Annotated in this window: 20 protein-coding genes; 10 read left to right on the forward strand and 10 right to left on the reverse strand. The window is 59.1% G+C overall.

Going from position 1 to position 21081, the window contains the following annotated elements:
- Positions 1–163: 163 nt before the first annotated feature.
- Positions 164–1078 carry a bestrophin family protein gene (locus tag AEQ63_RS04010; RefSeq protein WP_064361863.1) on the forward strand — a complete coding sequence of 305 codons (915 nt, stop codon included), beginning with the start codon at positions 164–166 and terminating at the stop codon, positions 1076–1078.
- Positions 1079–1108: 30 nt separating this feature from the next.
- Here AEQ63_RS04010 and AEQ63_RS04015 read toward each other — a convergent pair whose 3' ends face one another.
- On the reverse strand, positions 1109–1408 hold the full coding sequence (locus AEQ63_RS04015; protein ID WP_042610244.1) for a hypothetical protein: 300 nt from the start codon (positions 1406–1408) through the stop codon (positions 1109–1111).
- A 135-nt stretch (positions 1409–1543) separates the two neighbouring features.
- Here AEQ63_RS04015 and AEQ63_RS04020 point away from each other — a divergent pair, with 135 nt between their 5' ends.
- Positions 1544–2155: a transferase gene (locus AEQ63_RS04020; protein ID WP_064361864.1), complete on the forward strand. Its 612-nt coding sequence runs from the start codon at positions 1544–1546 to the stop codon at positions 2153–2155.
- 118 nt (positions 2156–2273) lie between these two features.
- On the opposite strand, the gene AEQ63_RS04025 is transcribed toward AEQ63_RS04020, so the two are convergent.
- From AEQ63_RS04025 to AEQ63_RS04040, 4 genes are all read right to left on the reverse strand, one after another.
- Positions 2274–2729 carry a hypothetical protein gene (locus AEQ63_RS04025; RefSeq protein WP_064361865.1) on the reverse strand — a complete coding sequence of 152 codons (456 nt, stop codon included), beginning with the start codon at positions 2727–2729 and terminating at the stop codon, positions 2274–2276.
- A 116-nt stretch (positions 2730–2845) separates the two neighbouring features.
- Positions 2846–3949, reverse strand: a complete 1104-nt coding sequence (locus tag AEQ63_RS04030) for a tetratricopeptide repeat protein (protein ID WP_064361866.1) — start codon at positions 3947–3949, stop codon at positions 2846–2848.
- Between the two features lie 157 nt (positions 3950–4106).
- Positions 4107–4847 carry a class I SAM-dependent methyltransferase gene (locus AEQ63_RS04035; protein WP_064361867.1) on the reverse strand — a complete coding sequence of 247 codons (741 nt, stop codon included), beginning with the start codon at positions 4845–4847 and terminating at the stop codon, positions 4107–4109.
- Positions 4848–4893: 46 nt separating this feature from the next.
- Positions 4894–5568, reverse strand: coding sequence for a glutathione S-transferase family protein (locus AEQ63_RS04040; protein WP_064361868.1), 675 nt, complete (start codon positions 5566–5568; stop codon positions 4894–4896).
- A 153-nt stretch (positions 5569–5721) separates the two neighbouring features.
- On the opposite strand from AEQ63_RS04040, the gene AEQ63_RS04045 reads away from it, so the two are divergent.
- Positions 5722–6738 (forward strand): AraC family transcriptional regulator, encoded by a 1017-nt coding sequence (locus AEQ63_RS04045; protein ID WP_082367709.1) that lies wholly within the window; start codon positions 5722–5724, stop codon positions 6736–6738.
- 79 nt (positions 6739–6817) lie between these two features.
- On the opposite strand, the gene AEQ63_RS04050 is transcribed toward AEQ63_RS04045, so the two are convergent.
- From AEQ63_RS04050 to AEQ63_RS04060, 3 genes are all read right to left on the reverse strand, one after another.
- Entirely contained in the window at positions 6818–9208 is a 2391-nt protein-coding gene (locus tag AEQ63_RS04050; RefSeq protein WP_064361869.1) for a TonB-dependent siderophore receptor, read from the reverse strand.
- 119 nt (positions 9209–9327) lie between these two features.
- Positions 9328–10308 carry a FecR domain-containing protein gene (locus AEQ63_RS04055; protein ID WP_064361870.1) on the reverse strand — a complete coding sequence of 327 codons (981 nt, stop codon included), beginning with the start codon at positions 10306–10308 and terminating at the stop codon, positions 9328–9330.
- A complete protein-coding gene (locus tag AEQ63_RS04060) occupies positions 10295–10810 on the reverse strand; it encodes a sigma-70 family RNA polymerase sigma factor (RefSeq protein ID WP_064362049.1) in 516 nt (171 codons plus the stop codon). Before AEQ63_RS04060 ends, AEQ63_RS04055 begins: the two co-directional genes overlap by 14 nt.
- A 189-nt stretch (positions 10811–10999) precedes the next feature.
- On the opposite strand from AEQ63_RS04060, the gene AEQ63_RS04065 reads away from it, so the two are divergent.
- Together AEQ63_RS04065 and AEQ63_RS04070 are read left to right on the forward strand one after the other, a co-directional pair.
- Positions 11000–11983, forward strand: a complete 984-nt coding sequence (locus AEQ63_RS04065; RefSeq protein WP_064361871.1) for a helix-turn-helix transcriptional regulator — start codon at positions 11000–11002, stop codon at positions 11981–11983.
- A 166-nt stretch (positions 11984–12149) separates the two neighbouring features.
- A complete protein-coding gene (locus tag AEQ63_RS04070; protein WP_042610236.1) occupies positions 12150–13277 on the forward strand; it encodes a mechanosensitive ion channel family protein in 1128 nt (375 codons plus the stop codon).
- Positions 13278–13404: 127 nt separating this feature from the next.
- Here AEQ63_RS04070 and AEQ63_RS04075 read toward each other — a convergent pair whose 3' ends face one another.
- A complete protein-coding gene (locus AEQ63_RS04075; RefSeq protein WP_064361872.1) occupies positions 13405–15324 on the reverse strand; it encodes a tyrosine-protein phosphatase in 1920 nt (639 codons plus the stop codon).
- A 346-nt stretch (positions 15325–15670) separates the two neighbouring features.
- On the opposite strand from AEQ63_RS04075, the gene AEQ63_RS04080 reads away from it, so the two are divergent.
- The 4 genes from AEQ63_RS04080 (at position 15671) to AEQ63_RS28580 (ending at position 18874) form a co-directional block, all read left to right on the forward strand.
- Positions 15671–17209, forward strand: a complete 1539-nt coding sequence (locus tag AEQ63_RS04080; RefSeq protein WP_064361873.1) for a class I SAM-dependent methyltransferase — start codon at positions 15671–15673, stop codon at positions 17207–17209.
- Positions 17210–17483: 274 nt separating this feature from the next.
- Positions 17484–18365: a manganese catalase family protein gene (locus tag AEQ63_RS04085; RefSeq protein ID WP_064361874.1), complete on the forward strand. Its 882-nt coding sequence runs from the start codon at positions 17484–17486 to the stop codon at positions 18363–18365.
- Positions 18366–18418: 53 nt separating this feature from the next.
- Positions 18419–18721 (forward strand): hypothetical protein, encoded by a 303-nt coding sequence (locus AEQ63_RS04090; RefSeq protein WP_064361875.1) that lies wholly within the window; start codon positions 18419–18421, stop codon positions 18719–18721.
- A 12-nt stretch (positions 18722–18733) separates the two neighbouring features.
- Positions 18734–18874: a hypothetical protein gene (locus AEQ63_RS28580; protein ID WP_161806062.1), complete on the forward strand. Its 141-nt coding sequence runs from the start codon at positions 18734–18736 to the stop codon at positions 18872–18874.
- A 39-nt stretch (positions 18875–18913) separates the two neighbouring features.
- Here AEQ63_RS28580 and AEQ63_RS04095 read toward each other — a convergent pair whose 3' ends face one another.
- Positions 18914–19345, reverse strand: a complete 432-nt coding sequence (locus AEQ63_RS04095; protein WP_064361876.1) for a DNA methylase — start codon at positions 19343–19345, stop codon at positions 18914–18916.
- 160 nt (positions 19346–19505) lie between these two features.
- Here AEQ63_RS04095 and AEQ63_RS04100 point away from each other — a divergent pair, with 160 nt between their 5' ends.
- A complete protein-coding gene (locus AEQ63_RS04100; RefSeq protein WP_082367711.1) occupies positions 19506–21077 on the forward strand; it encodes a sensor domain-containing diguanylate cyclase in 1572 nt (523 codons plus the stop codon).
- Positions 21078–21081 lie beyond the last annotated feature (4 nt).

Raw genomic sequence — 21081 nt, forward strand, 5'->3', positions numbered from 1 at the left:
CGGTCAAGTCGACACATAAGGATTTTTCTCGAAAATATCAGCCGTTCAGCTAGCCCGGCTCCGCAGATTGACTGACGGTTGACCGCTTCACCAGGGAACTGCCGGTGCCAGGCATCGTCCGAGCTTAAGCGTTTAAGCAAACTGCTCGCCACGAGGTTTCCGTTTGAAAGCTGCCATCGTCAAAAAATACCGTCTGATCATCAAGACCCTCGGCTACGTGGGCTGGTCCTTGTTCTGGTTGCTGCTCTGGGACATCGCCGTCACCGTGGATTTCATGCTGTTTCTCAACGCCAAGCTGAATCTGCCGCTGATGCCGCTGACCTTGCTCGGTTCAGCGTTAATCGTGTTGATCAGTTTTCGCAACAGCAGCGCCTACAACCGCTGGTGGGAAGCCCGAACGCTGTGGGGGTCGATGATCAACAATTCCCGCAGCTTTGCCCGGCAGGTGCTGACGCTGCTGGACGATGCGGGTGGCGAGGTAAATCCGGTCAAATCCACGCTGTTGCGCCGCCACGTCGCCTATGTGAACTGTCTCGCCGCGCATCTGCAGGGCCAGCCGTGTCCCGACGAGGTGCGGGCGTTTATTCCCGCCGAAGAGTTCGCCCGCAGTGGCACAACCAATAACTTTGCCAACGATATCCTCACCGGCTCGGCGACGTTACTCGCCAAGGAATACAAGGCCGGGCATCTGGACAGTATTCGCTTGGCGCGGCTTGAGTCGACGCTGGTGGACCTGTCCAACAGCCAGGGCGGCATGGAGCGGATCGCCAACACGCCGCTGCCCTACCCTTACGTGTATTTTCCACGGCTGTTCATTTCGCTGTTCTGCCTGATCGTACCGGTGGGACTGGTTGAATCTTTGGGCTGGTTCACGCCCCTGGCGTCGACCGTGGTCGGGTTCATGCTGCTGGCCATCGAACGCATCGGCACCGATCTGCAAAGCCCGTTCCGCCACAGCGAACACCAGATTCAAATGGAAGCGCTGTGCGAAACCATTGAAAAGAACTTGCAGTCGATGCAGCGTGATTCCTTGGGTGATGTGCGCAGGCTTGAAGGCCCGCTTGAGGCGCTGCTTTAGCCGCAGCGCTTTTCATCGGATGCAGAGCAATTATTGATAAGTGTCCGCCTCTTCGGCGGGATAAAACTCACCCTGCTTGCCAAGTTCTTCCAGTCGTTCGCGCGCGATCACTTCAACGCGAGCCACTGCGGCCTGATCGTCAGGATCCACCAGTTGCAAGCACAGGCGTTGGACGTTCTGATCATGAGTACCCTCGCTGAGCATTTCGTGGGTGAAGACCTGTTCAGCACGCCATAGGCATAACTGGGTATGAGTTCCGCCGAGCCATATCTCGTTGATTGATCCCAGATCAGTGGTAGCCAGTTGGTCCACGGTAATTGTCTTATCCATTGCGCTGTACCTGAAGAATGCTCGTAAACAGGTACGACTGGCAGGCACAGCGTGTCGTTCCAACCGTCGACAGTTTGACCGCGCCCATGATGTTACGCAGATCGCATACCAATCTCACTTGTTCGGAAGATGCTTATGAAATCAGCAAAAATCGACGACTACATCGCCAGTTGGCCTTTACTGGCCGTCGGCTCGACTGCCCCTTGGGCGGTGACTCAGGACTGCGAGAGCCGAATCCTCGAATTGCTTGAAACGCTCGGCGCCGGCTACCGGCGTCAAGGCAATTGCGCCGTTCATGAGACCGCCATCGTTGAGCAAGGCGCTGTTCTCAAAGGCGCAATCATCATCGGCGAAGGCTGTTTTGTAGCCGCGGGCGCTTATCTTCGTGGTGGTGTGTATCTCGGCAGAAACTGCATCGTTGGCCCCAGCTGTGAGCTGAAGAGTACTTTCATGCTCGATGGCAGCAAACTTGCCCACTTCAACTTCGTCGGCGACTCAGTGATTGGCGAAGCGGTGAATATTGAAGCCGGCGCGATCATCGCCAACTACCGGAACGAACTGGACGGGGCCGATATCAAGATCCGCCACGAAGATCAGGTGATCGAAACGGGCGTCAGCAAATTCGGAGCGCTGGTGGGTGACGGCTGCAAAATTGGCGCAAATGCCGTGATCGCTCCTGGAGCTTTGTTGCGGCCCCACACACGTGTGCCTCGTCTGGGAATGATTGATCAGTTTGCTTACGATTAAAACGAAATGTGTACTCAGGAACTGAATCGCCGTCGCGCGGGGCTGCCCAACTCAGCCAATCTCCCATACGAAAAAGCCCGCAAAGCGGGCTTCTTCAGGCATCGACCAAGCATGCCGCTTACTTGTTCCTCAACAACACATAAGTCTCACCGCCCTTGCGGTCATGCTGAAGAATGAAGTTGTTGTCCTGGATACGCACCTTCGACGGCACACGATCAGCAACCGGCGTTTGCGAGTAAATCTGCGCGGCACTCAGCAATTGTCGGGTCAGGCTGTCATCCGACTGACTGGCAGTGGCGACGACGCATTCCTTTTCGGAGAGTTGCACGGAAAGATTTTTGTCTGCGGTGAAGCCGATGCGCGTGAAGCCCATGTCCACAAGCTCGGTGATGCCGTTCCTCTTGGCCGCTTCAGCCGAGCCGGCGAACGACGGGGCGGTTTTCAGACAAATGTCGATAAAAGCTTCAATCGCTTTGGAGGTGACAGGTGTCGGTGCGGTTGGCGTTGCAGTGGTGCAGCTGGCGAGCACGAACAGGCTGGACAAAGCCAGTGTGCGGAACAACGTATTGGACATGACGCGGGAATCCTTCCATTTGAAATTCGCAATGCAGCCGTCTGGCTGAAACCGCCGGAACAGGCGGCGTGCATGATAAATGAAAAACGCGATACCAGGCGGGCCACCCCTGCAGCTTACTGTTCGCTTGTCAGATCACCTTTGAGTCCCCTGAGACCCGACGGGCTTGAATAGAGGGTCTCCAGAGCCGATATCTCAGCCAGTTGCTGCGGCGAAAGTGTTTTCTCTTCTTTCTCAAGCTGCTCGCGCATGGGGTCTGCAATATCGCTCGGCAGCGTCTGTTTAAGCGCCACACGCAACAATCCGCAAGCCTTGAGCTTGTTACGGCTGACGCCCTGCCCATTATCGAAATGAACGGCGAGAGTAATCTGCGCCACAGCGTGACCTTGAACCGCCGCCTGCAACAGCCAGTGATTGGCAAGTGGATAGTTCACCGGTACATCCCCGCCACTGCTATAGAGATAGCCGAGGACGTACTGGGCGTTGACCCGGCCCTGATCGGCGGCACGGGTATACCAACGCAATGCGGCGGGTACGTCTTTAGGAGTACCAGTGCCTTGTAAAGTGACCGCCCCCAATAATTCAAATGCAAAGCTATCGCCAGCATTGGCCGCTTGGGTGAGCAATTTGACGGCGTGTTGAGGGTCGGCTGGAATTCCTTTACCGGAAAAATAGAGTGTGCCTAATAGCGTCAGAGCCTCGGCATCTCCATGATCGGCTGCCTTGCTAGCCCATTTGAACGCCTGTTGGTCGTTTGCCTCAACGCCGTAACCTTTGTCATAAAAGATAGCGAGTTGTCGTTGAGCCTTTGTATGACCTTGTTCTGCTGCCTTGCTGAACCATTGCGCGCCTTGAACAAAATCACTGGCCACCTCTCCACCCGCGATGCTTGCGACCCCCATGTAATATTGTGCGTCGGCGTATCCCTGATCGGCCGACTCAGTTATCCATTGCAGACCTTTTGGTCGATCAACTTCGACGCCTCGACCGTAATATTCAATGATGCCAATCTTGTATTGCGCAACGGGGTCGCCTTTTTCTGCAGCGCTCAAGTACCAGTCTGCGGCTTTGCCAGGGTTGCGGCTGACTATCAGCCCCTCCTCATAGGCTGAGGCGATCAAGGCAGTAAGGCTATAAGGGCTTCGCCATAGTGCGATCACGAAGGTAACAAGAAGAAAGGCCAAGAGGCTGAGGCATAGAGCAATCGAGAGCTTGCGCAATTTTGAATCCGTTCATGAATGGGAGGACAACGCTCGGGGCCGAGTCGCCCGACAGGTTATCGCCAGTTTCATGATTAGCTTTATGACATCGCCTTTACAAAGTGCCAATTACTCTCGCCGACTGCCGCTCTTCGTATCAGATAAAAAAAGACCGAAGTCAATTTTTCCGAGCCCAACTCCCAAACATCACATCCCCAACATAGACGCCTGAAGAGCCTGAACGCTCCTGATCCAGACGCGCCTGCAACGTTTCAATGTCCACCTCTTCTGCACTGGCCACCCCTAACGCAATGATTCGCGGCAAGCATGCCCGAACGATGGCGCCAAGGTTGTAGGGCGCATCAGGCGTTTGTACCAGGCATTCGGCGCGTACGCTTTCAACAGTCAAGCCTGCCTGGCTGAAAATGCCGTGCAGGTTAAACCCGATGTGCAAATCCGCTCCTTCGCGAGCAAGCATTTGCTGTAACCAGCGTTGCGCTCTTTCATGCAAAGGGAACGGCTCGACACTGGCAGGCGCCAGCGTCGTATCGTGTTCCTGGAAGACCATGATTCCGCCGGGGCGCAGACACTTCGACAGTGCTCGGATCGTCGCCACCGCGTCCTGTTGATACATCAGGACGCGCCTGCCGACGATGGCGTCGAAAGTGCCGACAGAGTCTGGCAATTCCTGGAGGTCTGCCTCGAGAAAAGTCAGCGCATGTCCTGCGCTGCGCTGGCGTGCAATGGCAATCGCAGCGGCGTCGTGATCGACTCCGATGACTTCCCCGTTTTCCACTAGATCACACAGCAGCAAAGAAACATCACCCGAACCGCAGCCTACGTCGAGGATCCGCATTTCTTTGCCGATGCCCGCGTCGATCAGCAAGCGTGTGGTGAAGTCGAGTCGGTTGAGCGGCATTATCAAATTCCCTGAGTTTTGCGAAAAATCATGGCAGGCACGTCAGTCATCTGGCACCCAGCAGCGCTTCATCCTTCGCCACCGCACGTTGATAGGCGTCGCGGCTGATCAACCTCTCGGCATAGGCGAGAAACGCAGCTCTGGGCGGCAAGGTTTGCAAGCCTAACCCCCAGCCAATGTGCGAGCCAACATAAACGTCTGCAGCGGTGAAGCGTTCGCCGGCAATAAACGGATGCGCCGATACCGCGCGTTCGAGCTGATCGACCGTGCGTTCATAGCTGCCGTAGCCAAAGAAGAACTCCTGATCCGGCGTCGGGTTGAAACCGGCGCGGTGGTTGGTGACCGCCTGCTCCAGCGGCCCGGCAGCGAAAAACATCCACCGGAAATAAGCGGCGCGCTCCGCTGCCACCGGGGCCAGCCCGGCGTCGGGAAATGCCTCCGCGAGGTACGCACAGATGGCGGCAGTTTCTGTTATGGTTTGCCCGTTATGCACCAGGGCCGGGATCTTTCCCATCGGGTTCACGTCGCGAAAAAAACTGACGCGCCGATCATCAGCGTCGGCCATCGTTGGCACTGCCAGCGCGGCACCACCCCAACGGTCAGCCTGACTGGTCGACTGGTAATCCATGACCACCGTCTCATACGCGCAGCCGATTTCTTCGAGCATCCAGCGCACCATACGCCCGCGAGAATTGGGGTTGGTATAGAACGTCATTGTCATCGTGAGCTCCTTTTGGCTCGGTGTGTTGACGACAATGGTAAGAGCGAAGCGGTATCAGCCTGTGGGCGCCTTGCGCCAGAATACTTGCAGAACGCGCCATTGGCGGCGCGTTGCATCACGCATCACCGCTATCCTGCGGTTCGGAGCCTGGAAATGCCGCACCATCACACCAGCACCGAGCGGTGTAAATTGCCCAGGGTCTTCTGGGAATCGATAGCGCAGCTGGGCCTGGATCCCTCGTCGATTGAGCAACACGCTCAATTGCCCCGCGACCTGCACCTGAACGAATCGACCTTTGTCAGCACACAGCAGTTATTCGCTGTCTGGAACGCCATTGAGGCGCTTTCGGCAGACCCCGCTTTTGCGATAAAAATGGTTCGCGACACGCCCAGTGCGAAGCACAAAATGGCGTTCATCACGGCGTTATATGCGGCTGATTTTCGCGACGGACTTGCGCGGTTGGCGCGCTTGCAGCGCCTGTGCAGTCCCGACAAGTTATCCATGGTCGAGCGCCAGGAGAGTGTGTCATTCACGATTCAGTGGCCTTCCGGCACGGGGCCGGCGCCCTGTCTTTCTGTGGAAGCGTGTTTTGCCTTGGTACTGGAGCTCGGTCGACGAGGCAGCGGTGAACACATTGCGCCTCTGTCATTACGCTTGAGACGGCCAAAGCCACCGCTGGAAACTCACTCGGATTATTTCGCATGTCCCATCCGCTACGGCGCCAGCCATGACGAGATGATCGTAAGCGCCTCTGATCTTGATCGGCCGTTTCTGCAACACAATCCGCAGGTGCTGCACATGATGAGTCCCGGCCTCGATGCCGCACTACGCGCGATCGAAGCGCCGCCAGGCTTCTGTGAGCAGGTCATCGAAATACTGAAACGCGCACTGGCGAACGGACGGCCCAGCCTGCAACATCTCGCCCGAGAACTGCTGCAGAGCGAGCGCACACTGCAACGCCGCTTGGCATCCGAGGGTACGACCTTCAATGCACTGCTCAACGAGGCGAGGCGTCAAGTGGGATTTCAGCTACTGGCTGATACAAGCCTGGAGCTTAAAGAGGTGGCCTATCTTCTCGGTTATGAAGACGTCAACTCGTACTATCGGGCCTTCCGGCAGCGAGAAAATGTTTCACCCGGTCAGTGGCGACGCTCAGCGACTCACCCATGACGCTGGCAGGAAGTGCGCTTCGGGCCGAAAGCAGATGCCAGGTGCCCGCAACAAAGCGGGCACCGCATCCTGTACCTGCTTACCAGTTGTAACTCACTTTGGCGGTAATCTCGCGACCCGGGTTGTAGAAGTTCGCTGTGCCGGAACCGACCACATGCTGCTCATCCAGCAGGTTGCTGACGTTCACTGCGAGGTCGGTGCCCTTGGCGATCTTGTAGTTGAAAGCGGCGTCGAACAGCGTGGTGCCGTCGCTTTTGCCGGAGTTGGCTGCATCGAAGTAATACGAGCCGACGTAGCGCGCACCCAAGCCCACGCTGACATCAGTGGCGGGCACATCGTAGTAACTCCAGAGCGAAGCGGAATGCTTGGGCGCGGTGGAGAACTCGTTCCCCTTGAGGGAACTGCCGTCGTACAACGAACCGCGCAGTACCTCGGACTCCATATAGGAATAGCCACCGATCAGGCTGAGGTTTTGCGTCACCTGCGCCTTGGCCTCCAGGTCGAGGCCACGCGCCCGCGACTCGCCCACTGTCTGCTGCTCAATGATGCCGCTCGGCAGCACCACGGCGATGGTGACGTTTTCCTGGGTCAGGTCATACACGGCTGCGGAGAACAGTGCGTCCATCCCCATCGGCGCATACTTCACGCCCACCTCGTACTGCCTGCCCGTCTGCGGTGTTACGCCAACCTGCGGCGGCGATACCGATTCCACCATGCTCACGTAGGTGGACACTTCATCGTTGACGATATAGGTCAACGCACCTCGGTAAGAAGTTTCTGAGAAGGTGTCTTTCTCGGTGGATTGCAAGCCTTTGCTGGTCAGGTCCATCGAGTCGTTGCGCACACCGCCGGTGACGATGAACCGCTCGTAGAACGACAGGTTCTGCTGCAGGAATACGGCCTTGGTGGTCGCGTCTCGCTTGTTCACGGCGTACGGCGTGATCGAGCGTGAAACGCCGGTAAACACGGGATTGGCGATGTCGATCGGGGTCGTCAGGGCGTAGACCGAGCTCTCCTTGGTGGTCGAATCGAGATACTCCACGCCCACCAGGCTGCTGCTGTCGATGTTCTCGAAACGGGCATCGTATTGCAGCATCAGATTGCCGTTGAACTGGTCGGCATCAGTGTCCGTGCCAAACAGGTATCGATCGACAGTAGTACCGACACGGGCGGCGCTGTCGCTGAGGTACACGTAGCCAAAATCATCGGTCAGCTTGCTGTAACGCAGATTGCTGCGCAATACGAAGCCGTTGTCGAAGTCATGGGTGACGTTACCGCTGAGGCTGGTGCGCTCGACATCGTGGAAATTGTAGCTGGGCTCACCGTAAAACTTGCTGCGGTCGTATTCCTTGTCCAGCGGATAGCCGCCACTGTTGGGCGAGCTTTCGGTTTTCAGGTAGTCGAGGATCACCGTGGCCGACGTGTAATCGGTCGGTGCCCAGGTGAGACCACCCATAAACAACTGGTTGTCGTCCTGTGAGTGATCGTACTCGCGATCGCTGTTCTGGCCTTTGGCCGTAAAGCGGCCAGCCAGGGTTTTCTCGTCGTTCAGCGCATCCCCCACATCGATGCCTGTCTCGACATGGTCAAACGAACCGTAGGTCACATAGCCCTGGCCAAACTTTTCGAAGCGCGGCTGTTTTGTCACGAAGTTCACCGAACCGCCCGGGTCCGCGGGACCAAACAGCGTGGAGTTGGCGCCACGCAGAATCTCGATGCGCTCATAGGCGAATGGATCTTCGCGTACGCCACGCATCGAACTCAGGGTCAAGCCGTCACGGTAGGTGGTGGCCTGGAAGCCGCGGATCTGGAAGTAGTCGTTGCGGTCATCCGTCCCGTAGAAATCACTGACCACGCCGGGCGTGTATTGCAGCGCCTCTTCCGTGGTGCTGACGCTGCGCTGTTGCATTTCCTTGTTGGTAACGACTGATACCGATGCCGGTGTATTGAGAATGCTGGTCGCTACTTTGCCGCCGACCCAAAGCTCCTTGGCGACCACCGAGTTGGTGTCGTCGTCGGCACTGACCCTGACCTTGGCATTGATGATGAGGGGTGCGAGGCGGTAATCCTCGACATCTGTTGCATCGAGTTCCAGCGGGCCGGCGGTCTTCGCTTGGGGGACCAGCAGATAAGCATTCGGGCCTTGCTGTTCGATCTGCAATTCGCTCCCCTGCAGCAACGATGACAGCGCTGTCGAAGTCTCGAGCGTGCCATTCACGCCAGCAGTGGTGCGGTTCGCAACACTCGCCGCGTCGAAGGAAAGACTGATCCCGGCCTCGCGCGCAAAGCGGTCGAGCGCCGGCGCCAATGGGCCGGCAGCAATGTTCCACTGCTTGACCTCATTGCTGTGGTCAGCGCTCGAGGTTTGCGCCAGCGATGGCAATGCGTAGCTGCTCACGATCAAACCGAAAATCGCAGCGTGCATGGCACGATTCAATGGATGGCGCTGTGAAACCGGGGACGAACTCATTTTCTCGCTCCAAGAAAGGACATCGGCAGACTGGCCTGTATTCCGGCCTTCCTTAGAGGTCGAACGAGAATGAGAAACCACCTCATTATTTTTCACGTCACGCAAAAATCCTGATGGCCTCAGGTCGCAGCGGACACGGTCACCCAATATCGGGTTCGGTAGTCAACGTGCAAGCGCAGTGATTGCGCGATCAATGCGAGGACCTGATCGTTGTCAGCCAGCTGAAAGGTGCCGGAAACGCGGCGATCCGCGACCTCTTCGGCGCAGCGCAATACCCCGGGCCGATAACGCGACAACTCCACGATGAAATCATCGAGGCGCATGTTGCGCGCACTGATCACCCCGTCACCCCAGCTCCATAGATCCAGACCGTTGTCCCTGTACGTTCGGGCGCCACTTGAGGTGAACAGCAGGGGATTGCCCGCTTGGGCGCTGGCGCTCGCAGGGGTTTGACTGGAGCCGGGGAAAACCGTGACTGATCCCTGCTGAGCCGCGACCAGCGTGCCATCGTCACGCTCGCGTACCAGAAAGCGCGAACCATGGGCGCGCATGAGCCCGTCACGGGATTGCACCCAGAACGGTCGCGCTTGAGGCGAGTGTTGATCCGCCCCGACATTCACGATGATTTCACCACGGCGCAGGATGATCAGGCGTCGCTGGGCGTCGAATTCGCTGTCGACGGCGCTATCGCTATTGAGCTGGACAAGGCTGCCATCGTCGAGCTGGAAGCGTCGTTGCTCGCCGGTGCTGCTCCGTTGCTGGGCAAGCATGGCCGGTACGGGCGTGTAGTCCCGGCCAAGCCAGGCGGCCGCGCCGACAGTCGCCAATACGCCCAGGAGCTTCAGGCTTTCCCGCCGGCGCATTCCAAGGTTGCTGCCTTCAAGGGTTTGTCGGGCCAGTTGAGTGGGTACGCCTGCGAACTCATCCCCTAGCGATTCCACACGCTGCCACGCCAACACATGCTCTGGGCGCTGCTGGAGCCAGTGCTCAAAAGCGCGCTGCGTCTGTTCATCGGCTTCATTGAAGCGAAGGCGCACTTGCCATCGGATCGCTTCGTCGACAATGGCCGGATCCAGCGCCTGCGGCTCACGACTCGACATAACGCAAGCGATAGCAGTGTTGCAGGGCCGTGGCCAGGTCGCGTTCCACCGTCGCGCGGGAAACACTCAGTTTTTCGGCGATTTGCGCGCACGTCAGACCGTCGAGGCGGGCAAATAAAAACGCTTGGCGAACTCTCGGTTTGAGCATACCGAGCATGCGGTCTATGCGCTCGAGCGCATCCAGAATCATCAGCCGGCTTTCTTCCGAGGGAACCTCGTGTTGCGGCAGCGACATGACGCTTTCCAGGTAGGCACGTTCGAGTTCGCGACGCCGATACTGATCAATCATCAGTCCACGGGCGATGCTGCTCAAATAGGCGCGTGGTTCCCGCAAGGGGCTGGATTGACGCGCCTTGAGCACCCGTACGAAGGTGTCCTGGGCCAGATCTGCTGCATTATCGCGACATCCAGTGCGTCGCATCAGCCAGCCCTGCAACCAGGAGTGGTGGGTGCGATAGAGCAGCCCTGGATCTGCAGTACCTAGTGTTTCGTCGCTACGCATCGGCATCCCGGGACATACATGATTGATAATGAATCGCATTCTACTCATGCGACAGGTCTCAGGTAAATACGTGGCTTCGTCGAAAGCCCACCATGCTCCCGGCCTTGTCACTCAACCGTCACGCCTGCCCCCTAGGCTCTACCGATCTCTACCGATCTCTACCGTTGACCCACGAGCCCGCACTCCAACATGCCGCCAATCGCCATCGCATCCCCAACCCGGCAAAACATCATCCTGCGCTCCGACAATCTCACCTCCTCCGACTTCGGCGCGCTCTTCTCCAGGCTTTTCGGCAATCGTTACGCCGACACTCCACCACCGCCCTCCAACATCATCATCGGCGGGGTCTACGGGCGGCACGACGGCGTGAGTTTTCGACGTATGCATTACCACGGCGACTTCAGCGTCACCCTCCCCGATCCGCACAACGAAATCACTTTCGTCATCCCCACCGCCGGCAAGATCGTTTTCAACCACGCCACCGAGTCCATCGGTATGGCGCACGTCGGCCTGGCGATCGACAAGGCGGATATCCGTTCGATGCGCTTTGTCGATGATCACGCGCATCACGGCATTTCGGTCAATCGTCAGCAGCTCACCGAGCGTTTGTCTGCGTTGCTGGAGAAACCGATCGTGCAGAAGATCGTGTTTGAGCCGAGCGTGGATCTGAATACGCCGGCATTCCAGGGCCTCAAGGCGTTGATCGATCTGGCTACGGGCACTGAGTTCGATGCGCTGATCAACAGCGGCACGCTGATGCCGTCACGTTTGCGCGAGATGTTGATCGATGCGGTGCTGGAGGCGTGGCCGCACAATTTCACCGAGGCATTACGGGGGCCGGCGCCGTGTGTGGCGCCGCGGCATGTGAAGGTGGCGATGGAGTTTATCCAGGCGCATCCGCAGCAGCTGGTCAGTGGTGTGGACCTGGCGCGGTTGAGCCATGTCAGCCAGCGCGCGTTGCAGGAAGGCTTTCGGCGTTTTGTCGGGATGTCGATCGTGGCGTATCAGCGTCAAGTGCGTTTGCAGCGCGCTTATGAAGCGTTAGCGCGCGGGCATGCGGGCTCCGTGACGGAGGTGGCATTGCGCTTTGGCTTCAGCAATGTCGGGCGCTTTTGTCAGTATTTTCAGAGTGCTTACGGCGTAAGCCCGGCGGAGTTGAAGGCCAGGCGTTGACCATTCGCTCCGGTGAAAACTGCATTTGATTGAACAGCAGGCATCTCAGGGCGACTAACCCCAGACAGGTCGCTTGGCGGCACAGCCATTCAAGCGGCGTTTACCTGGCTGCGGCCGGCGGTGGGCTTCGGTGCCGCGTCGTCGCAGGCTTCGCAAGGGGGTTTCAATGACCGAGGATTTCATCGGCTTTTTCACGACGCACACCATTTTAGGCATTTCATTGGCGAACTGGGTCTTGGCGTTTCTCGCCGCGACACTCAGTTATCTGCTGACCACCACCGCGATCCGTTTCGTTTTCCGCAAGGTGCAGGCGCGGGCCAGCGCCGGCAATGGGCATCTGACGTACATGGCCAGCGAAGTGTTGGCGGCGACCAGCACCACGTTGCTGCTGTTGGCGTCGATCCTGGTCGGCATCGGGTTGCTGGATTTGCCGGAGCGCTGGCTCGGGCGCGTGAGCAGTTTGTGGTTCGTAGTCGCGGCGTTGCAGGTCGGCCTGTGGACCAACCGCGCGCTGGCGCTGGGGCTGCATCGCTATTTCTCGCGGCACAACGCTACCGGCACCTTTCAGGCGAGCGCGCTGGCGACCCTGAGTCTTTGGGGCGTCAAGGTGTTGCTGTGGGCGGTGATTCTGCTGGCGATGCTATCGAACCTGGGCGTCAACATCACTGCGTTTGTCGCCAGCCTCGGTGTCGGCGGTATTGCCGTGGCGCTGGCGGTGCAGAACATTCTTGGCGACGTGTTCGCCTCGCTGTCGATTGCCGTGGACAAGCCGTTTGAGGTGGGCGATTTCATCGTCGTCGGCACGCTGGCCGGTACGGTCGAGCACGTCGGCCTGAAGACCACACGCATCCGCAGTCTCGGCGGTGAGCAGATTGTCATGGCCAACGCCGACATGATCGGCAGCACCATTCAGAACTACAAACGCTTGCAGGAACGTCGGGTGGTATTCGAGTTTCGTCTGACTTACGAGTGCACCACCGAACAGATCCGCCAGATTACCCAGCGCGTTGAAAGCATCATCAAGAACGAAAAACAGGCGCGCTTCGACCGCTGCCATTTCCGCAGTTTTGGTGAGAGCGCGCTGGAATTCGAGACGGTGTACATCGTCCTGGACGCCAGCTACAACGTCTACATGGACGTGCAGCAACGGATCAACCTGGCAATCATGGAAGCGGTCGCCGAGCTGGACGCGACGTTCGCCTTCCCGGCGCGCACGGTGCATGTCGCCTCGCTGCCCGAGCCCGCCGCGCAGCCGGCACGCACCCAGCAATCGTCGCGTGCGCAGCATGCCTGAGGCGGAAAGTAACCTGTGGCGAGGGAGCTTGCTCCCGCTGGACTGCGCAGCAGCCCCGTCTTTTACAGGGCCGCTTCGCGACCCAACGGGAGCAAGCTCCCTCGCCACAGTGATATGTTCGCCGGGGTTAGAACGCGTACCGGGCCTTGGGCCCGCCATTAAATCCGTGGCTGTCACCGCCACCGTTGGCGCCAACCTCAGCGCCCACACTCAGGGCGCCGAGGTTGGCCATCAGGTTAACGCCGCCGCTGAACTGATCGCGGTTATCGAACGCCGCGCGCTGCTCGATATCCAGCCCCAGCAAGTGGCCTTGACTGTCGACCTGCTGATCGCCGAGCGCACGTTCATAGCCCACGCGGACGCCCGGGACCAACTGCCACGCACTCATCGCTACCGGGGCAAATGAAACGTCGAGATTGGCCACCGCGCTATGGCGGGTCTGCTCGATGCCATCGACGTCGAGCGCCAGCTCCCTGCCCTTCTCTTTGAAACCTTGCAAGTCGAGATGACTGACGCGAAAGCCCAGGCTCGGTTCGACAATCCCCCCGCTGAGCAGTGCGCGGTATCCCAAAGCCAAGGTCGCGCCAGTGAGATTGCCGTGGCTGTCGCCCTTGGCTGTGCCGAGGCCACCGCCAAGCTCGCGTTTGCTGTCGTAGTCGACGTAACCGGCGCTGGCGCTAGCGTCGACAAACACGCCGCGCTCAAGGCTGGTCAAGCCGTAACGCGCCCCGAGGTTGAGGAAGGTGAAATCAGTATCGGCCTCGCCGCCCGCCCCGCCGACGCTGCCCTTGCTGTAGCCGAAACCGGCCCGCGCGCTGAGTTGTTCGCTGAAGCGCTGGGTAATGCCAAGCATCAGGCCCTGGCTGTGTTCGTTACTGCTGTCGGCGTGCGCCGAGCCGTCGGTGCCGAGGTGACTCGCGAGTGCGCTGCTCCAGAGGCGGTACTGGCCGACCTTCAGATCGCTGCCGCTGGCAAAAGCTGCGGCGGCTTGTTCGATCATCGCGTTCTGCCGCAAGAGATAGCTGGCCGCATCCGCATGCACCTGACCGCCGACTTGCGTTTCGACACCGCCCAAGGTGCCGGCGTCGATCGCCGATTGCAGGTAATAGTTGTAGGCGCTGTAGGTGCCGGACAGCTCAGAGTTCTGCAACTGCCGCAGCAACTCAGCGCCAGCGGCGGCATTGCCGATCATCCCGGCCTGCCCCGGCAAGCTGTTGTACTCGACCAGTTTGCCGCGCAGCACATAGATGGTTTCCTGGGACAGACCGAGGCCCTGCTTGAGGTAGTTGTCCATGCTGCCGTACTCGGCGGCGACCTGGTCGAGCCCGGCCTGCAAGTAACTGGCCTGCACGCCGAGCAGCGGCTCGTAGACGGCGGCCATGCTCGGCGGCAAGGCTTTCAGAGTCGCAGCGACACGGGCGGCGGTGTAGTCGTTGGTCGCCAGATAGTTGGCCATGATGGTCGCCTCATCGACACCAGCGATGCTCTGCAGCACAGCGGCGGTCCAGCCGGTGCGATCCTTGCCGGCGGTGCAGTGGAACAACTGCGCGGCGTCAACGCTCGCCAGCTCATTGAACAACTGGCCGAACTGCCCGCGCATGCCGGCATCGCTGACGAACGCACGGTTGGTCTGTTCCATCATCGCCACGGCTTCGGCGGCGCTGCGAAACGAGATGCTGGTGATGTCCGCACCCGAGGTGGTGCTGCCAATGATGTCGATATTGCGATAGGCCGCCCCCGTGATCATCGTGTCCGGCGTAGCGGCGATTTCGCTGGGCGTGCGCAAGTCGTAGATGGCTTTGATGCCCAGACCATTGAGCGTTGCCAGATCCGCCGCCGACGGCGTCAATGCGTTGGAGCGGTAGAACACACCGCTGCGCATGGTCCCGTCGTGGGTCGTGGAATAGGCGGAAGTGATGCCGGCAATGTCGCGAAAGTTGTCGATGCCGGACAAGTGCGGCGTGTCGAGTGCGACAGGCGTGGCCGCATTGGCAGCGGCGATGGACAGGCTCAGAACGGACAACGAACACAGAAGACGTTGGAACACAGTGCAGCCTCATGAGATCAGCGTTGGGCTGGTCACTATGGGCAGGCGAGTGGGAGGCAATATGACAGTTTCGGGCGGCCACGAAATGCCTGCGCGAATGGGCCGTGGGGTGCGTGATTTGTCCATGAATCTCGAATCCGGCACAAATCCCCTGTAGGAGTGAGCCTGCTCGCGATAGCGGTGGTTCAGGTTGATTGATGGTGACTGAAACACCGCTATCGCGAGCAGGCTCACTCCTACAGGGGATCTCGGTGTGTCAGGCAACTATCGGGTTTTTGTACTTGTCGCGCGCAGCGACAACCCCTTATAAGACTGCCATCACTTCCGAGAACAAGAGACCGCCCCCATGAGCAACGCCTGGAACGAAGGTTATTTCACCGACGAAGGCTACACCTACAGCTATAGCCGGGAGATCAATCCGGTATTCCTGCGTTACTGCCTGTTGTTGCGCGGTTTCGCCACGCTGGACAGCAACGACGGCGTGCACTGCGAACTGGGCTTTGGTCAGGGCGTATCGATCAACATCCATGCCACGGCCAACCCGGGCTCGTTTGTCGGCACGGATTTTCACCCGGGCATGGCGGCCCATGCCATCGACCTCGCGACTGCCGCCAACAACGGCGCCCGTCTGTATGACGACAGTTTCGAACAGCTGCTGGCGCGCAATGACCTGCCACAGTTCGACAGCATCAGCCTGCACGGCATCTGGACCTGGGTCAGCCGCGACAACCAGAAACTCATCGTCGAATTCGCCCGCCGCCACCTGAAACCCGGCGGCATGCTCTACGTCAGCTACAACTGCTTTCCGGGCTGGTCGCCGTCGGCGCCCCTGCGCAACCTGTTCAGCCTGCACGACCGCTTTGCCAATGCCTCATCGCGCTCCGATCAGCGCATCGACGCCGCGCTGCAATTTTCCGAAGCGTTGCTCGCCGCCAACCCGAAATACGCTGCTGCGGCGCCGAGTCTCGGCGCACGGCTGCAGAGCATCAAAGGCCAGGATCGTCATTACGTCGCCCACGAATACTTCAACCGCGACTGGAATTGCATGTACTTCGCCGACATGGTCGACGCGCTGGCCCCGGCCAAGCTCGACTACGCCACCACCGCCGTGCCGCTGGATTCGGTCGACCCGCTCAACCTGAGCGCCGAAGGCATGGACTTTCTGGAAACCATCGAACACCCGGTCATGCGTGAGCAAGCGCGTGACTATTTCGTCAACCAGCACTTCCGCCGCGATCTGTACGTGCGTGGCGCGACCCGCCTGTCCGCTGCCGAACGCCGCGCGCGAATGCTCCACACGCGTTTTGTGCTGCTGCAACCCTGGGACACCGTGGCAGGCTCGGTCACCGGTCCTGCCGGCGAAGCGACCCTGCAACCGGAGATTTACGGCCCGGTACTCGATGCGCTGGCGGCGCAGGACTATGCCGCCAAATCGATGCGTCAGCTGCTGTCCGAGGCTGCGCTGGCTTACGACGACCTCGAACAAGCCCTCGCGGTGCTGATCGGCATGGGCGCTGTGGCGCCGTGCCAGAGCGAAGCTGCCGAGTCGCAGGTCAGCGGACGCTGCGCCGCACTCAATCTGCAACTATGCAAACGCTCGCTGTACGGCGCCAACATCCAGACCCTGGCCAGTCCCGTCACCGGCGGCGGCGTGACGGTCAGCCGCTTTCAGCAGTTGTTCCTGATCTCGATCAAACAAGGCAAACAGCAACCGGCCGAATGGGCACAACTGGCATGGGGCGTGATCAGCGAACAAGGTGAAGTGCTGGTCGACAACGGCCAGCCGCTGCTCACGCCCGAAGCCAATATCGCCGCACTGACCGCACAGGCGCAGGTGTTTGCCGAGCAAACGCTGGTGGTGCTGAGAGCGTTGAAGATCGCCTGACGCTTAAATCGGGTCTGCTTATTTCCACAGAACGACCCGGTCTGCTCCCTCTCCCTCCGGGAGAGGGCTGGGGTGAGGGGCTTTTGATTCTAGATGTCACGGGTGAACCCTGACCCTGAACCAACCGTCCTGTTTCCGGAACTTTCCGCCCTCTGCCGTCCGTCCTGCCACCTCGCAATAAACGAAATTTCCGCCCCACCCGCTCCTCACAACTATGCATGCGCTCACACCCACAAGGGTGACTGCGCGATAGCCTGGTCTGAGGAAAATTTGAATGTTCATACATAACAAGCGACTTCAGTACACCGTTCGAGTGGCCGAGCCAAATCCGGGTCTGGCCAATCTGCTTTTGGAACAATTCGGGGGCGCCAATGGCGAATTGGCCGCGGCAGCGCGCTACTTCACTCAAGCCTTGGCCGAGGAAGATCCGGGGCGAAAAGATCTTCTGCTGGACATTGCCACCGAGGAGTTGAGCCACCTGGAGGTGGTCGGTTCGATCATCGTAATGCTCAACAAAGGTGCCAAAGGCCAACTTGCCGAGGGTGTTCAGGAAGAAGGCGAGCTGTATCGCGCGCTGAATGGCGCCGGCAATGACTCGCACATCACCAGCCTGCTCTATGGCGCAGGCGCGCCTCTGGTCAATTCGGCCGGTGTGCCGTGGACAGCGGCGTATGTGGATTCGATCACCGAGCCGACCGCCGATTTCCGTTCCAATATCGCAGCTGAAGCGCGGGCGAAAATTCTCTACGAACGCTTGATCAACATCACCGATGACCCTGGCGTGAAAGAGGCGCTTGGCTTTTTGATGACGCGGGAAATTGCCCATCAACAGTCGTTCGAAAAAGCCCTGCATTCGATCCAGCCAAACTTCCCCCAGGGCAAACTGCCGGGCATGCCGGAGTTCACCAACAAGTACTTCAACATGTCTGGCGAACCCAACGTTCGTGGCCCGTGGAACGAGGGCGGTGCGTGGGAGTACGTGGAAAACCCAGAGCCGGCGGTCGACGGCGGCGATGGTCTGGCGGCCGTCAACCTTCCTGCTGAAGACGAACAAGTGCTGGAAGCGATGAAGACCCGCACAGCCTCTGACCCACTCAGCGAACCGGTGACCGGTGCTGATCTGGGTTCCGGTTATGTGCAAGGCAGAGATGTCTGAACCCAGTCCCGGCGGCCCCGTCCCGGGGTCGCCACTTGCTCAAGGAGAACAACATGAAAAGCAGCAAAGTCCTGGCACTGACCTCTGAACATTTTCAACGCTTGATGGAGCAGGCCTCCGCGGGTTTCGAACTGGACTGCCGACAGGCCTGTCGCGGGCTGAAAGTCAGCATGGCGGTGAATGTATTCGGTCTGGGCACCCTGCTCCCGAATAATTTCGCCGACGAGACTACCGTCCAGCCATCGGACGAGCAGCCACCACTCGATGACACCCCAGCCATGATGCCCATGGTTGCCAAACGCGCATCCGCGCAGCGAAGCCGCTCAGTGGACATGGCCGAACGTTTTCATCGGTGACAGGAGCGCGACATGAGAACGCATAAAAATCCGAGCTTCACCTCTGGCCTGACCTTCGCTCCTGGAGTCCAGTTTCTGCTGGGTTGTGCAATATTTGCCGGCGGAACGCTGATCATGATGAGCGAACTGGCGGGAAGGTTTGTTGCGATGTGAGCGGTTGGTAGCTGCCTTGTGCATCGGCAAACCGCAAGCTCAAAACAGCACCGCAGCCGCTTCCCTCATGAAGATTTCGACAGTCTTCGGCCCTATCCCCTCGAACTCGGACAGGCGCTTCTCCAGCGCCTTACGATCCGCACTCGCTGCCACGATGTTACTGACCTTGCCGGCATACTCGCTGTTGAGCTTGTTGGCCAACGCGAGTAAGCGCGCCGCCGTGCTCTCGTCGTAGCGCACGTAACGCGCCTGCCCCAGCATCGACACCAGTTGCCGATGCGTACACTGCGCGAGTTTTTGCGGCGTGTCTTTCTGATGCTGCTCTACTATGACTTGGTACGCCTTGGCGGCGATGGCGCCCTGAATCCTTTTGCCCATCAGAAAACTGGCAAGCAGCCATTTGAACAGCCCGGTTTCGCTGGCGGTGTGCAGATCGATGTTCAAGTCACCGGCCGTGATGATTTCACTCACAAGTCTCACCCTAAAGCGCGTTTCAATTACAGATGTTGACCCGGCACCGCTTTGAACGATCCAATGGCCGCCGCTTGCCCAAGGCAATAAATTGAATCCCCAGTGGAAACGGATGGTCATCTTTCAGGAGATGAGAGATGACAAGCATAAGGACCTTCAAATGCTCGGTCGTAAACTGCCCGACAGCAAAGGGCATGACGCCGCAGAAACCGCTCCCATCAAAGCTGCCAGCGAGATAGCCGCTTTCCGCCTGACCGTGATCTTCATGCTGACGGTAATTCTGGCGTTTCTGGGAGTGGAAGGATGGCGGACGTGGCGTGACTACCACTCCGCGTTTTCGTCCGCCCGGGATTCGGTCACCAACCTCGCTCGGGCGACAGCACAGCATGCCGAGGACGCCATTCGCCAGGTCGACGTATTGACCGCCGCGCTGGGCGAGCGCGTCGAAGGCGATGGTTTGCAGAACATCGATGTGCCACGCATCCACAAGTTACTGGTCCAGCAGGCCAAGCTGATGCCGCAACTGCACGGCCTGTTCATTTACGGCCCGGACGGGCACTGGATCGTCACCGACAAGGAAATCATCCCGGACCCGGCGAACAACGCCGACCGCGATTACTTCCAGTACCACCGCACCCACACCGATCGAAACGTGCGCATCGGCGATGTCGTCAAAAGCAAATCCACCGATGACCTGATCATCCCGATTTCGCGTCGCTTGAATAACCCGGACGGCTCCTTCGCCGGCGTGCTGCTGGGGACGATCAAGGTCAGTTACTTCGTCGACTATTACGGAGATTTCAAGATCGACGACAAAGGTGCGCTGGTCTTGGCTCTACGCAACGGCACGATCCTCGTACGCCGCCCCTTCATCGCCTCGGTGATCGGTCAGAGCTTGGCCGACAGTGAGGTTTTCAAGAACTACCTGCCCTATTCCAATCAAGGTATCGCCGAGGTCCGAGCCATCGTCGACGGCACCCAGCGTTTGTACGGTTACCGCGCCTTGACCACGTACCCGTTGGTGGTTGAAACCGGACTTTCCCGCGAATCGATCATTGCGCCGTGGCGCTGGGACCTGATCAAAACCGGATTCGTGTTGATGTCGGTAATCACGGCGTTCACGGTCTTCGGGCTGATTGTCTTGAAGCAATTGCGCCAACGCATGGTGATGGAAAAGGACCTGCGCAAGGCCCACCAGGCCATGAAGGACATGGCGTTGACCGACAGCCTGACCGGGCTGGCCAACCGCCGCCGCCTGGACACCGCGCTGGCCGACGAGATTCGCCTGGCCAGACGTCAGGGGTCGTCCATTTCATTGATCATGCTCGATGTTGATCACTTCAAACTCTACAACGACACCTACGGCCATGCGGCGGGTGACGATTGCCTCAGCGCTGTCGGCCAAGCGATTGCGCAAGCGGTAAAACGGCCCGGTGATCTGGCCGTGCGTTATGGCGGCGAGGAATTCTCCGTGTTGCTGCCCAACACGGATATTCGCGGGGCCGCGCTTGTGGCCCAGGAAATACTTGAGGCTATTCGCTCCTTGCGGCTGGAGCACAGAGCCCATCCGCAGGGTCACGTCACTGCCAGTGCAGGTATTGCGGTTGGCAAACCGGCCGAACATGAAGTGACCCCCGCCACTCTTATCGAGTCGGCTGACAAGCTGCTTTATGCAGCGAAGCAAAAAGGCAGGGATCGCTACTGTATCGGCGATGAAGGGCTCGGCGCTTAGCCGC

Source organism: Pseudomonas sp. RIT-PI-o (assembly GCF_001297215.1).
GTDB classification, from domain to species: domain Bacteria; phylum Pseudomonadota; class Gammaproteobacteria; order Pseudomonadales; family Pseudomonadaceae; genus Aquipseudomonas; species Aquipseudomonas moraviensis_A.